General features: G+C 51.7%; 12 protein-coding genes and 1 tRNA gene. 4 read left to right on the forward strand and 9 right to left on the reverse strand.

Translation table 11 applies throughout. The annotated features are described in order from the left end of the window. Nucleotides 1–1,308: 1,308 nt before the first annotated feature. A complete protein-coding gene (locus AB9F29_RS17215) occupies nucleotides 1,309–1,494 on the forward strand; it encodes a hypothetical protein (RefSeq protein ID WP_369756548.1) in 186 nt (61 codons plus the stop codon). Nucleotides 1,495–1,694: 200 nt separating this feature from the next. Here the strand turns inward: AB9F29_RS17215 and AB9F29_RS17220 are convergent, their stop codons facing one another. The 3 genes from AB9F29_RS17220 to AB9F29_RS17230 form a co-directional block, all read right to left on the reverse strand. Then, nucleotides 1,695–2,399 carry a hypothetical protein gene (locus AB9F29_RS17220; RefSeq protein WP_369756549.1) on the reverse strand — a complete coding sequence of 235 codons (705 nt, stop codon included), beginning with the start codon at nucleotides 2,397–2,399 and terminating at the stop codon, nucleotides 1,695–1,697. 518 nt (nucleotides 2,400–2,917) lie between these two features. Further along, a complete protein-coding gene (locus AB9F29_RS17225) occupies nucleotides 2,918–3,085 on the reverse strand; it encodes a hypothetical protein (RefSeq protein ID WP_369756550.1) in 168 nt (55 codons plus the stop codon). Nucleotides 3,086–3,480: 395 nt separating this feature from the next. After that, entirely contained in the window at nucleotides 3,481–4,368 is an 888-nt protein-coding gene (locus AB9F29_RS17230) for a LysR substrate-binding domain-containing protein (protein ID WP_369756551.1), read from the reverse strand. A 114-nt stretch (nucleotides 4,369–4,482) separates the two neighbouring features. On the opposite strand from AB9F29_RS17230, the gene AB9F29_RS17235 reads away from it, so the two are divergent. After that, the gene (locus tag AB9F29_RS17235; RefSeq protein ID WP_335586657.1) at nucleotides 4,483–5,427 is read left to right on the forward strand and encodes a homocysteine S-methyltransferase family protein; all 945 of its coding nucleotides are present in this window, start codon (nucleotides 4,483–4,485) and stop codon (nucleotides 5,425–5,427) included. A 293-nt stretch (nucleotides 5,428–5,720) separates the two neighbouring features. Here AB9F29_RS17235 and AB9F29_RS17240 read toward each other — a convergent pair whose 3' ends face one another. The 3 genes from AB9F29_RS17240 to AB9F29_RS17250 form a co-directional block, all read right to left on the reverse strand. Continuing rightward, nucleotides 5,721–6,326: a hypothetical protein gene (locus tag AB9F29_RS17240; protein ID WP_369756553.1), complete on the reverse strand. Its 606-nt coding sequence runs from the start codon at nucleotides 6,324–6,326 to the stop codon at nucleotides 5,721–5,723. Between the two features lie 53 nt (nucleotides 6,327–6,379). Further along, nucleotides 6,380–7,282 (reverse strand): oxidoreductase, encoded by a 903-nt coding sequence (locus tag AB9F29_RS17245; RefSeq protein WP_369756554.1) that lies wholly within the window; start codon nucleotides 7,280–7,282, stop codon nucleotides 6,380–6,382. A 300-nt stretch (nucleotides 7,283–7,582) separates the two neighbouring features. Then, on the reverse strand, nucleotides 7,583–8,170 hold the full coding sequence (locus tag AB9F29_RS17250) for a hypothetical protein (RefSeq protein ID WP_369756555.1): 588 nt from the start codon (nucleotides 8,168–8,170) through the stop codon (nucleotides 7,583–7,585). A 75-nt stretch (nucleotides 8,171–8,245) separates the two neighbouring features. Between AB9F29_RS17250 and AB9F29_RS17255 the strand changes: the two genes are divergently transcribed. Further along, nucleotides 8,246–8,764 (forward strand): Crp/Fnr family transcriptional regulator, encoded by a 519-nt coding sequence (locus AB9F29_RS17255; RefSeq protein WP_369756556.1) that lies wholly within the window; start codon nucleotides 8,246–8,248, stop codon nucleotides 8,762–8,764. A 354-nt stretch (nucleotides 8,765–9,118) separates the two neighbouring features. On the opposite strand, the gene AB9F29_RS17260 is transcribed toward AB9F29_RS17255, so the two are convergent. Beyond that, nucleotides 9,119–9,490, reverse strand: coding sequence for a hypothetical protein (locus tag AB9F29_RS17260; RefSeq protein WP_369756557.1), 372 nt, complete (start codon nucleotides 9,488–9,490; stop codon nucleotides 9,119–9,121). Between the two features lie 489 nt (nucleotides 9,491–9,979). Here AB9F29_RS17260 and AB9F29_RS17265 point away from each other — a divergent pair, with 489 nt between their 5' ends. Continuing rightward, on the forward strand, nucleotides 9,980–10,102 hold the full coding sequence (locus AB9F29_RS17265) for a hypothetical protein (protein WP_335585895.1): 123 nt from the start codon (nucleotides 9,980–9,982) through the stop codon (nucleotides 10,100–10,102). Nucleotides 10,103–10,505: 403 nt separating this feature from the next. Here the strand turns inward: AB9F29_RS17265 and AB9F29_RS17270 are convergent. Together AB9F29_RS17270 and AB9F29_RS17275 are read right to left on the reverse strand one after the other, a co-directional pair. Further along, a tRNA-Thr gene (locus tag AB9F29_RS17270) sits at nucleotides 10,506–10,581 on the reverse strand. 113 nt (nucleotides 10,582–10,694) lie between these two features. After that, entirely contained in the window at nucleotides 10,695–12,368 is a 1,674-nt protein-coding gene (locus AB9F29_RS17275; RefSeq protein ID WP_369756558.1) for an ABC transporter permease, read from the reverse strand. Nucleotides 12,369–12,443: the final 75 nt, after the last annotated feature.

Below are 12,443 nucleotides of genomic sequence, written 5' to 3' on the forward strand. Positions count from 1 at the left end.
GATCCCAAATCTCAGCACGCTGTTCAGTTGAATAATAAATCCTACGACGATATTTCATGGCAAACACTCCATCTCTTCCTAAAGATTAAAGTGTTGCGTCGACCAGTTGAGGCCACCGCCCTTAGTGTCGAATGCGGCGTTAGCACGATGGTTTCGAACTGAGCCCTAATTTAGGCGACGCGAACGGCCCTTAGCTGCCCTTGGTGATGCTATTTTATGCCGCAACGCAGCTTTCCCGAAGCAGACATTTATCAAGTGTGCTGTATTTCTGCAGACTGGAAGGCGTCTTAACGAACTGGGTGAGCTTTCGCTGTGGGTGTTCCCATGCCCATTTACCGTAAGGGCAGCAGGCACTTCACGGTTTCGGAATCGGCCTGCTATGGTTAGTAATGGCCCCAATTAACCCTATTTGAACCGGACGGACACAAATGCTTACTGCAGATATCAACGGCAACCGAAGTAGGCCATTGCCAGGCGCTGTTGGAATGTGTTCCTTTTGTCAATCAGAGATGATACCTCGCGGTGGTGAAGTCAGAGTTCATCATTGGGCTCACAAAAGCAAAGCGGACTGAGATCCTTGGTGGGAACCCGAAACTGACTGGCATCGTAACTGGAAGAACGAATTCCCTCTAAGATGGCAAGAGCGGATATTTTCGGATGAAGCGACAGGCGAAAGACACATTGCCGATGTCTATACGCTTGCTGATCTCACTGTAGAGGTCCAACATTCCCATCTGGAACCAGAAGAACGTCGGTCGAGAGAGGCATTTTATAAGAACATGCTCTGGATCGTCGATGGCTCGCGGCTTGAGGGAAATCGAAAGAAAATAACAAAATGGCGAAACGGTTTGACTGAAATTACCCAGGGTCAAAAACGCACAGGTTTGTTCCTAACCGATAACGCGGAAGAGTTTTTCCCCGAAAATTGGCTGGAAAGCCCCGTTCCTGTTTGCTTCGATTACATGGGCCCTAAAGCTGATTTTTCATCTGCCCCCCAGCCACTTTTTCTGCTCTATCCGGGCATTGTCCACAGCAGACGTCTCGTTGAGCCGCTGCCACGCGACGGGTTATTGCGATCCATTCTATCAGAGAAACTAAATATGATCTCCGTACGGAGCATCATGCAAAATGTTGCAAGGTTGCGCCTTGGGAAAAACCGAAGGTAACCGACTATTATCCTAGTTTTTTTTCTTGTGTGTTGACCACAATCACTTTGGGTTTCGGGCTTGAACCGGATCTCATGCTTGGCGAATCATGTCGTGCTTTGATGGTCCAACTTCCAGCGTTCGCGGCCCAAAGCCGACCTTAGTGAAAAGTGCAGCATTTGGCGCTAAGAGCGGATTGCCGACCTTCGTTCTATACGCAGCGAAGATCGGCAATCCGCCCTTAGTGTTTAATGACACGAACGGCCCGAAGCCGACCTTCACGACAATCTCAAATGCTGCGGCGGAGTCCACCGAAGCGGACATTGATGCGTTGTCGCAGCATTATTAAGGCTCTAAGTTCTGCTAAGCGGACAAAGCACCATTTCGTTGCGCTTGCGCCAATGACCGCTCTTCCGCCGAAAGTTCTCACCGCCGCAAAAAAATCCATTAGGATTGCGGACACCCTCTGTCTTGTTCCTTCGGTTGTCGGAACTGATCTTGACGCTCCAGCTAAAAAAGGTCGATTGATCCAATAGATTCACCCCGTCCCTAACGCACAATGTTCATTGCGCCTGCAGCGGCACGACCATCCTGAAAATTGCTCACGACCTGACCAGCCAATTGGGCGACGGCACCTGCATTGAGCGCGCTATCCCATTCTTCTGGAGTGGCTTGTGTCCAATCATCGGCCGTCACCGCGAGCGCAATCAGGGTTGTCACAGCGCCAAAAGTATCTGTCATGACTTGGTTGCCGCGTTGGGTGCGGGCGAATTGCTGCAAGGTTGGGGCTTTCCACGCACTTGTTGGGTTGCCGTCAGGACCTCTTACACGGGCCAACGCCTGTGGGAGCTGGTTAGGTAAATGGGGGTTAGTATTGTGTCGGCGCATATAGTCGTAAACAGCGCGGCCCGGAGTTTTACCTCCTCTGATGGATTGCAGCATGGCATCCCGGTGGAGCGCCCATAAATTTCGCGCCACATTCCATTGTTCCTGAGGATGTCGAGCCATATCGAAATAGAGAAATGCATCTTGTTTGACTTGAACGCGTGGCATGTCATTTCCTGCCAAGGCTAAACTTCCGCCAAAACGTCGCAATAGATTTGGATGAAAATTTGAAGTGGCAGCTTCAAAATGTAAACGTTCCATCAACCTCAAATACTGGGGAAATTCCATTTTTCTCTCCTGAAAGGTATTATAATTTAAAATTAAATCACATGAAAGTTGGTGTTGGGAACAGTAATTGTAAAACAGCATATTGCATACCCCCTCAGTTGGGGGAGGGAGACGACGGCCAATTTTCTGGCGACCTCGACGCGATTGTTCACACTCAGCTCGCGATAACCCTCGGCCTCTTTTACCTGAACATTCAGATAAGTCTTTGTAGAAATTTTGGTGCGCCAGGCCATCAAAGCCGACTTTGGTGTTTCATGCAGCAACTATAGAGAAGGGCTCTATCCGGACTTTAGCTGCAAAATGAACCGAGGTCGGGTATGCGGGACTTAGTTGCCGTTGACACAAACCTCGCGCCACAAGTAGATGATCGAGTTCACACGGCTGTTAAGCCAATTCGAAAGAGAAACATTGAACCAAATATCAGCCATAATCTATCTTGCTATTTGCCTAGGCATAGTTGGATTTCAGGTCTGCATTATTGCAGGTGCACCTTGGGGAAGGCTTACCCAAGGTGGCTACCACCCTAAAAAACTCCCTACGCGAAACCGCGTTGGTGCGGGTTTCTCAATCATACTTATGATCTTTATGGGTTTGTCGATTCATTCGGCCGCAGGGTCTTGGCCAAACTGGCCTATCTGGTTGGGTTGGCTCACATTGGGAATTACCGTCGTCTCGGTCATCATGAACTTGATAACCCCATCTGCGCCAGAGCGGAAACTATGGGCCCCAGTTACGTTGGCGATGCTCAGTCTTGCTGTCTTTGTCATGTTTTCAAGTTGAAAAGAACCCTGAAATGACGAACCACAAAGGGCTCACTGCCGACCTTCGCTGCGTTTGCACATCGAAAAAAACTGGGTCGCAGCCCCGGGTGTCCGCTTTCTTCAAGTTGCCCAATTTAGTTTGCGGGCGCAGCGAAAGTCCGGTTCCCGCCCACATTGTAGATCGACGCGAACGGCCCAAACCTGCCGCTCAGAACATTTTCAAATGCTGCGGTGCAGTCCACCGAAGCGGTCATTGACACGTTGCCGCAGCATTATTAGGTCGCTAGGTCTGCTAAGCGGGACAAAGTGTGAATTCGCTGCAACCGCGCCAAGGGCTGTTTTGGCGTGTAGACAAGGAAACTCCGTGTATTCCCTTCGCGGTAAATTTGGCTCGTAACAGGTCACCCGCGAGCCTGTAGCTCCAACCAGTTTGTGAACACTTGCAGTCTCGGATTTACGTTCGGCGTTGCCTCGGACACCACATAGAGACCTTGCGGACGGTCAACCTCAATCGGGCTTAATCGAACGAGGCTACCGGCAGCCACATCCGCTGCGGTCATTTTCAAATCCGCAAGGATCACGGCTTGCCCCGACAGGGCCGCGTCAAACATGAATGCGCGGCTTTCGTACACGATAACTCTCTCAGGATTGGCAATTTTCGACCCTGACGCCTTGGCCCAAGCAGACCAATCTTCGCGCCATCGCCGACCACAGGCCAGTGGTAAGGCTAAAATATCACCTGCTGACAGGGGCATCTGACACCCGTCTATCAATTGCGGTGCACAAACCGGACTGACAACATCGTTGCAGATGAGCACGCTGGACATTCCGTCCCAATCGCCTGCGCCATATCGAACGGCGGCGTCAAAACCGGAGTTGCGAAGGTCAACATAATCGAACGAAAGCGATGGTATGATCTCGATGCTAGGGTGTTGTCTGTGAAAATCAGGCAGGCGCGGTAGCAACCAACGATTCCCGAAAAACGGGGCAATTGTGATTTTCAATATTCCTGTTAGGTCAGGCTTGCGAGCCTTTGCGACGGCATGTTCGATTGCATCTAATGCCCTTCCCAAATGCTCCGACAGCGCGCGACCTTCTTCTGTCAATTCAATCTTTCGGGTCTTGCGCCGGAACAAAGCTGTGTTCAACTCAAGCTCCAAACCTTTGATTTGATGCCCAACGGCAGCGGGCGTCACACACAACTCTTCCGCCCCCATTTTGATGCTCTCATGGCGGGCAGCGGCCTCAAAGGCGCGCAGTTGGTTAAGTGATGGCAAGCGTCGGGTCATGACTTATACCTTAGAAAACCTAGGCTATATGTCAATTTATGATCGTTTGTCAGATGTGGCCGCCAAAACCTATGCTGTGGATACAGTCCCATTTTGACGCGACAGGAGGACAACATGACACAAATATCACCCCGACTCCCCCATCACACAGACGACATTTTCTTGACCGATGGCGGAACCGAGACTTGGCTTATGTATAAGCGCGGCTTTGAACTTCCGGAATTTAGCGCCTTTCATCTTCTAAACGACAAGCGCTCAGCGGCCGCATTGCGAGAATATTACACCGCCTTTGCCAATGTCGCCGTGAAACTCGGAACGCCTTTCATCTTTGACAGCCTGACCTATCGGGCAAGTCGGGATTGGGGTGCTTTGCTTGGTTACTCCCCCCAAGGTCTCGCTGAAATGAACCATAAATGTTTTGAACTTTACCGCGAATGCGCCGCAGAGGCTGGTTTGACAGCGGAAAACACCGTTATCAGTGGGTGCATTGGACCGAAGGGGGACGCCTATAAAACAAACCAAGAACTATCAGCCAAAAGGGCCGAAGCCTACCACAGAGAGCAGATCGCTACGTTCAAAGTCGCAGGTGTTGATATCGTCACAGCCCTGACCTTGAACACGACGGCGGAGGCAATTGGCATCGCAAAAGCGGCAGCCGAGGCAGGCATACCGTCGGTTCTTGCTTTTACGATTGAGAAAAACCGCAAACTTCGGAGCGGTGAAACATTGAAACAAGCGATTGAAATAGTCGACGCCGCGACCTCAAGCGCACCGGCCTACTACATGATCAATTGCGCGCACCCCGTCGATTTTGGCCCCGCACTTGCCAGTGAGCCTTGGGCAAACCGCATCCGTGGACTTCGGGCCAACGCGTCGTCGTTGGACCATGGGACCTTGTGCCAATTGGGCCATCTCGACGAAGGCAATCCTGATGAATTGGCGAGCCAGTACGTTGAAATCCGGGCCGCCCACCCGAATATGAATGTGTTTGGCGGATGTTGCGGTACGGACTATGTGCATGTCGAAAAAATCGGACGGGCGCTACTGGCCGCTGCGTAGGCCATCCGAGATACACATCTGAGAATACATCGGCTTGTCCTCTCTGTACTGCCTCAGTTTTTCATTCCGAATGCAAAGCGGCCTTTGGTAGCATTGCAGATCACGTAGCCGACATTGGTACAACGTGCAGCATTTTGCAAAATGGGCTCTTTCCGGACTTTAGCTGCAAAATGAACCGAGGTCGGGTATGCGGACGAAGTGCGAATTCGCTGCAGCTGAGCCAATGGAGGCTTAATACATTTATCGACAATTATGATCTCATTTTCTGTCTGATCTTCAAAGGCTGGGTAAGATCAGGCCACCACCAGCATATTGCCGCCAAGAGACGCCAAATCTCGGAACTGGATTTTCATACCAGCCGAAAAATTGTTTCCCTCCACGCAAATCATCTTGAGATTAGGCGCATTGCGAGCCCATTCCAAGATCGGGCGGGCACCTCCATCTCCAACAGAGCATCCTACAAGTCCCAATTCTGTCATGGTCGCCGGGAAGGCGTTGGCTAATGTGGCAGCACCAACGTCTCCCAATTCAGGGTTATAGCTTGCGCTGAAGGACCTAAGGGAAAGCGCATTTCCAGCATTAGCTCGCAACATTCCGTCCGCTAAAACCTGTGCATCTGCTTGGTTTAATCCTGCGCGCCGCAGATGCAGATCAAATCCGGCCTGTGATCCGATTGCTGCTTCCAACCTATCAGCGGCAGCCAGACAACCAGGCGTTCCAATTGATCGCAGAGCAGTGATAAGATCGGTTGGGTTCATCTGAGCACTTTCGTTTCCTGCGGCTTTGGCCGGCGTGGGCAAGACCGTAGCATAGGTTGCAATACCGCAAACGCCTGCAAACGCAGTTGATAGCACTCTGCGCCGAGACACGCGCGGCGGTTCAAATTTCTGATCTCGCATAAACCTTGCCTCATCAAAAAATGTTATACTCTCGGCCGATGTTCTGGCGGCTCTTAAGGAAAGGCAATGCCCGTCACGTCCTGCCCAACCTCCCACAGCCGCTTCGCAACGCCAGCATCCCGCGCGGAGGCATCGATCTCGCCAATCGCAGGCAAACCGCCCAATTCACCCGGACCATCTGGCCCATAGTAGTCCCCTTGCATAACATTCGCCCCTGTCGCGGCGAGCAATGTCGGTAGCGAACCCTGCCAAGCCTCCATGAAAGTCATTTTCGCAAGCATTGCAGGATCAACATGTCGTTGCAGTTCCGTTTTTGTGAACCCTGGATGACAGGCGACGGATAGCACGGACGCCTCTTTTGCATCAATGCGGCGCGCAAGTTCCAAGGTGAACAGAAGGTCAGCCAATTTACTTTGGTAGTACTCGCGCTTTTGATCGTAGGTTTTTTCCAGCCGCAAGTTGTCAAAATCAATCTGCGCGCCCCTGTGTGCAATGCTGCTGAGCGTCACAACCCTTGAACCAGCCGTAGATTGCAAACGATCAAAAAGGAGCCCGGTCAGCGCAAAATGACCCAAGAAGTTGACCCCGAACTGGCTCTCGAAACCGTCTTCAGTCTTGCCCGCAGGCGGCATCATCACGCCAGCATTGTTGATAAGAACATCCAGCCTTGGATGGGATATTCTAAATTGTTCTGAGAACTGCTTTACGGACGCCAAACTTGCCAGATCGACAATTCCGGCCTCAACATGTCCAGCCACCCCTTCAGCTTCGATGCTTTTGATGGCTTGCTCGATCTTATCGGGGTTTCGACCTGCTAGAACGACGTGTGCACCGGCTTTCGCCAGAGCCAAGGCAGCGTAGTAGCCTATTCCAGAATTTCCCCCTGTAATCAGGATTGTCTTGCCGTCTTGGCTTGGGAGATTTTGGTCAATCCAATGTTGGAATTCTGAGGTCATTTAAGAAGCTTTCTACATTGGGGTTTTTGCCTGTATATCTGCGTAACAGTTCCAACTTTAAATGTCAGCTTCTTGTGGTTCACTGCCATTGGTCGTTTCCGCAGCATCCGTTAGAATGGGCTCCTTGCTGACTTTCGCTGCGTTTGCACACGAAATCAACGTCAAATCGGAGGGCGAGCGGCGGCTCTGCGGACGAAGCTGCCGTCCAACTCGACGAAGCGAACGGCAGCTTATCATCGACCTCATATCCCTTTCGCTACAACATAAAGCGGGACTTTGGGCCGAACATGTCGCATCGCGTCAGTGTGCGTGGGCGTCTTCTCCACGCGCCATCATCATATGATGTTCGCGGTGATGGTCCTGGCTTGCCATAAGTCCGAAGAACCCCAGTCCTCTTATTCGCGCCACCACAGCAGGATCACCGCTCGTCACGCGAAGCTCCACGCCGTTTTCCGCATCGATTGCCTCGACGGTCCAACGGTCGTCCTCCGCCAGTTGGGCCGCGTGTGCGGGAACCATGCGGCGGAGAGTGGCGATTGTGTCTGTATCTCCCGTCGCCATGGAAGAAAGGCCGTCCGGCAGTTCTGTCTCTTCCACATTAGTGTCCGAGACTAGGCGGTCCATATCGACCAGATGAGTCTGCAGGCCTGCCAGATCGACCTGGCCCCAATTAGTGTCAGGATCGGCTTCCAGCACGCGCACAACTTCGGACAGGGCGGCGAAAGCCCCCTGTCCCGGTTCGGTCAGGATCGTGTTTTGAAGCGGCTGGTCTTGAGCATGTGTCGCGTGATCCATGCTGTCCCCTTGGTTGGAGTGTGTTGTCTGGGCATTCGCGAAAGCCGTTCCACCGAGCAGCGCCGTCACGATCACGATCATCTTCGTTTTCATTCTGTTTCCTTACATTTATGATATTTATCCAGAACACCCTAGCGGACACTGCGGCCATACCGTATGATTTGTATCATGTTAGATTGGCAGCATATATTTGATGACGCGCCGACGAAGACCTTTGTGCAGGGGGGTGTCGTCTTCCGCAGGGAAGATCACGTTCATTCGATGTATCTTATTCGATCCGGCACCATAGCACTTGAACGTCCCCTCACGGATGGAACAGCACTTACGCTAAGCGTTGCCACCGTCGGAATGGCACTGGCAGAAGCATCATTATTCGCCACGACCTATCATTGCGATGCGGTCGCACGCACGAATGCCAAGATCGCGATCATGCCACGTGCCGCCTTTCGGTCTGCGCTGCGCGAACGGCCAACCGCTGCTTTGAGCCTGATCGAAACTCATGCCAAAGAGGTCCAGTCCCAGCGAGCGCGCATTGAGATTTTGCGCCTGCGCCGAGTGTCCGACAGACTGGACGCATGGCTGGAGTTATACGATGAGCCACCGATGGGTGAATGGATAAGGGTTGCCGATCAGATTGGTGTCTCGCCCCCCGCGCTTTATCGCGAACTTGCACGTCGGAGAAAGTGAGAGAGATCATCGTCCGAACCATTTTTTAGTAGGAGCAGACCTTCGCTGCGAAGTGGCATTTCGGTAAAATGGGCTCGTTGCTGCCGTTAGCTGCAAAAGCCACTAAGGTCGGCTCTGGGCCGTTCACGACATTGATGGGCGAGTGAGTTGGCCTAATTGCTGCATCACGCATATTTCGGTAATAAGGGCGGAGAACTGCCGTTCGCTGCGTTCAGCACCAAGGTCTGTTCTGCGGACTTTTCAGACATTGGCCTCTAGCCCACGCATGTCGGCATTCGGGAACCCGCTCAGAAAATGGAGATTTTTGGAACAGTTAGTGCGGTGACAATGGACAGGATTTGTATAAACTAAAAATCACAATTCGTCACCACATGTACCGTTCTGGATAGCGTAGAATTCCAAAATGTATTTGCCGAATATTGAGCTGCCTGAAACTAATCTAACGGCAATAAACTCGGGTTCAGTCAGCCCAAATTTATCAGCTATGAATGGGATGACAGACGGCGCGTAATGCTTACAGACCGTCGGCAGAGCGAGTTGATTACTTTCACCAAAAAATCCGTCATTTGGTACCCCACTAGGTTTCACCCGCATTTCAATACCTTGACCACGTTCAGGATCGGTAAGAATACCAGTGTCGACAAGCTCGTATAGGATTTCTTGACTTGCAACAGGGGCAGCCAAAATCGTCAAAATAGGCACCAATATTTTCAGTAATTGTCTCATCCGCTGTGTCAGACCTTATTCAATTTCCCGTCTGCCAATTGGTAGGATGAAATGGTTCTGATTAAAACCTGAAATTTGGTCTCTCAGTTCCAAAAACTCTCGTTGGCGGCACGCGCACAAAACACACCCTTTAACGCGCAAAATTTAATTACCAAATCGAAGCCTTTGTAAAAGGTTTTTGGCTATTTGGTGATTGTCGACATTCATCGGTAATGCTTCCGTCAATAATTTGGGCTCATTCCTGCCGTTCTCCGCTAAGTGCACCAAGGTCCGTTTAGGGCCGATAGAAACTCAAACTTGTTGCTACAATTGCAGTTGCACGCCACAATCGGCACCGCAGCTTGGAGAGCGAAATAAAGAATGCGATAACCGCAACGTAGGCAATCACATAAGGCACAACCGAGTGCCTCAAACAGACAATTAGTGAACGACCGCAGTAAAACCCAAGCCATTACGGCGTCGGATTGCTGCACATTGAAAGGGCAGACGATGGCCAAAGGTAAAAACAGCAAAAAAGAGACCAAAAAACCCAAAAAAGAGAAGCAGAAAGTCTCTGCAACTGCGGGTTCCCAGAACGGGAAACCTGCAATATCAATCACAGGTAAAAAGTGACGTAAGGCGATAAAAATGGCGACCAAATCGCTGGAGTGGTAAAATCACAACGGAAGCGATGGTCGCCGAAAGACTATAGTAGTTGAGTTGAAATGCTGCGCGATGCACCAATGGCCGCAATGCGAAAGCTGCGCCGCAGCATCTGCGAGGCTGAGGGACGGCAGCTATGGCCCGAAAATCACCTGCTGCAATTATCCTTGTTACGCACTGCAAATATTTATGGCGAGCTACAGTTGTTGTTAATAGGGCCGGCATTGAACCAGAAGGACAATTTACGTCAAAGCGCTCTAAAAACCTGCAAAAAGTCCCCCAGATGTCCCCCACAATCAAGCACCTTCACATAACAGCACTAGAGATGAGCGCAAAACACTTTGCTAAGCAATTAAAATATAAGGAAATAAAATGGTGCCCCCACACGGACTCGAACCGCGGACCTACTGATTACAAATCAGTTGCTCTACCAGCTGAGCTATAGGGGCACTGTGGCGGTGATTTAGCAACCTCGGATGGGGGATGCAAGGAGGATTTTTGCGAAAATGAAGAAAGTTTTGCTGGAACGGGATTTCTTGCTGAAATTCATCATATTCATCTCTCAATGGCTCTGTCTGTGTGTGCGCGCAAGGAGGAGGACGGCGGTCAATCCGACGAGGATGACCAGAATTGCGGCGGGGGCTGCGTCAGACAGATTCTCAAGGCTTGCTTGGTCGTAAACGCGAGTTGCGAGGGTGTTGAAATTAAAGGGGCGCAAGAGGAGCGTGGCGGGGAGTTCTTTGACGCAATCGACGAAAACCAACAGGAGGGCTGTTCCGACAGAGCCGCGAATAAGGGGGAAATAAACGTGCCATAGAGTACCGCCTGCGGTTTTGCCGAGAGAGCGGGCCGCAAGGGGCAAACTGGGGGCGACACGGCCGATAGCGGCGTCTATGGCTCCCTGTGCAATTGCGAAAAACCGGACACAATAGGCGAAAATGATCGCAAATCCGGTACCTGTCATCAACAGACCGATATTCCGGTCGAAAACGGCCTCAGCCCAATCGGCAATGAAGTGGTCCATCGCCGCCATCGGGATTAGCACGCCGACGGCCAAAACAGCTCCTGGTGCGGCATATCCCAAGGTTGTGACGGGCAGGAGCAAGCGGGGGAGTTTTTGCCCTGTCAACCGCACGCCATAAACGAGGAATAGCGCTGCAGAAACGGTGAGAAAGGCTGCGGAAATCCCCACGAGCAATGTATTCCCCAGAGCTTCGATCAAGCCGCGGTTCTGCCACGCCTCAAGATTTGTGAGCGCATGATAGGTGAGCACACTAGCGGGCAAAAGAAACCCAACGGCGAAGGGAATGAAACACAGGAAACTGGCGATCCATGCCCGCACGCCCGTCAGCGGAATGGCAATAATTGCACGGGATTGGCGGGCGGTATTGTGGTACCGGCTGTTCTTGCGCCCTACCCGTTCAAGCGCAACCAATACGAGAACAAGTAACAGCACAACGCCCGCGATCTGGGCCGCGCCACCAGCGTTATTGCTCTCAAGCCACGTATTGAAAATCCCGGTCGTCAGGGTTTGGACGGCAAAAAACTCGACCGTGCCAAAATCGCTAGCGGTTTCCATCATTACAATAGCCACACCTGCCGCAATAGCAGGACGCGCCAACGGAACACCAACGCGCCAAAACCGTTTAAACGGCCCTGCCCCCAATGCCCGCGCCACCTCGTAACTGCCGCCAGATTGTTCGCGCAATGCAGCCCGTGACAGGAGGAAAACATAGGGGCATAGGGCTGCCGTAAGGACAATAACGGCCATATACATCGACCGAATTTCCGGAAACCAGTAATCCAGACGATTGCTATAGCCCATGATATTGCGCAATCCCGTTTGCACGGGCCCCGCATACTCTAAGAAATCAACCAAACCATAGGCGCCCAAATAAGCAGGGATCGCCAAGGGCAGCAGCAGAAGCCATTGAAACCACCGCACCCCAGGGAAAATATACATAGTGGTAAGCCATGCAGCCCCCATACCAACTCCCGCACTTAGCGTGCCGACGGACAACATTAAAATCAGGGTATTGGCAAAATAACGCGGTAAAGTCGTGGCCAAAAGATGCGGCCAAATGTTTTCAACCGGATGAAAGGCTATCCAGATAACAGACACAATCGGGGCCAACACAAGGGCCGCAATGAGCACGGCCCCCAGCGACCAAACATTTGGTCGCAACCGTGCTAAACAGCGCGAAAATAGGGGTTTGTCAATTATGGTGGGGTTCATTTTTTCTCTCATCGCGGAACTGCTAAAGGAAAGCGGTTTGCCTGTCCAGAAAACCACGTATATTACCTTCACAGG

It is taken from the genome of Falsihalocynthiibacter sp. S25ZX9, from assembly GCF_041205405.1.
Taxonomy (GTDB): Bacteria; Pseudomonadota; Alphaproteobacteria; order Rhodobacterales; family Rhodobacteraceae; genus Falsihalocynthiibacter; species Falsihalocynthiibacter arcticus.

Excerpts from the sequence above, each read along its gene's own strand:
- AB9F29_RS17220 (WP_369756549.1), bottom strand. The coding sequence starts at position 2,399 with ATGCTGTTTTACAATTACTGTTCCCAACACCAACTTTCATGTGATTTA.
- AB9F29_RS17225 (WP_369756550.1), bottom strand. The coding sequence starts at position 3,085 with ATGACAAAGACAGCAAGACTGAGCATCGCCAACGTAACTGGGGCCCAT.
- AB9F29_RS17230 (WP_369756551.1), bottom strand. The coding sequence starts at position 4,368 with ATGACCCGACGCTTGCCATCACTTAACCAACTGCGCGCCTTTGAGGCC.
- AB9F29_RS17235 (WP_335586657.1), top strand. The coding sequence starts at position 4,483 with ATGACACAAATATCACCCCGACTCCCCCATCACACAGACGACATTTTC.
- AB9F29_RS17240 (WP_369756553.1), bottom strand. The coding sequence starts at position 6,326 with ATGCGAGATCAGAAATTTGAACCGCCGCGCGTGTCTCGGCGCAGAGTG.
- AB9F29_RS17245 (WP_369756554.1), bottom strand. The coding sequence starts at position 7,282 with ATGACCTCAGAATTCCAACATTGGATTGACCAAAATCTCCCAAGCCAA.
- AB9F29_RS17250 (WP_369756555.1), bottom strand. The coding sequence starts at position 8,170 with ATGAAAACGAAGATGATCGTGATCGTGACGGCGCTGCTCGGTGGAACG.
- AB9F29_RS17255 (WP_369756556.1), top strand. The coding sequence starts at position 8,246 with ATGTTAGATTGGCAGCATATATTTGATGACGCGCCGACGAAGACCTTT.
- AB9F29_RS17260 (WP_369756557.1), bottom strand. The coding sequence starts at position 9,490 with ATGAGACAATTACTGAAAATATTGGTGCCTATTTTGACGATTTTGGCT.
- AB9F29_RS17265 (WP_335585895.1), top strand. The coding sequence starts at position 9,980 with ATGGCCAAAGGTAAAAACAGCAAAAAAGAGACCAAAAAACCCAAAAAA.
- AB9F29_RS17275 (WP_369756558.1), bottom strand. The coding sequence starts at position 12,368 with ATGAACCCCACCATAATTGACAAACCCCTATTTTCGCGCTGTTTAGCA.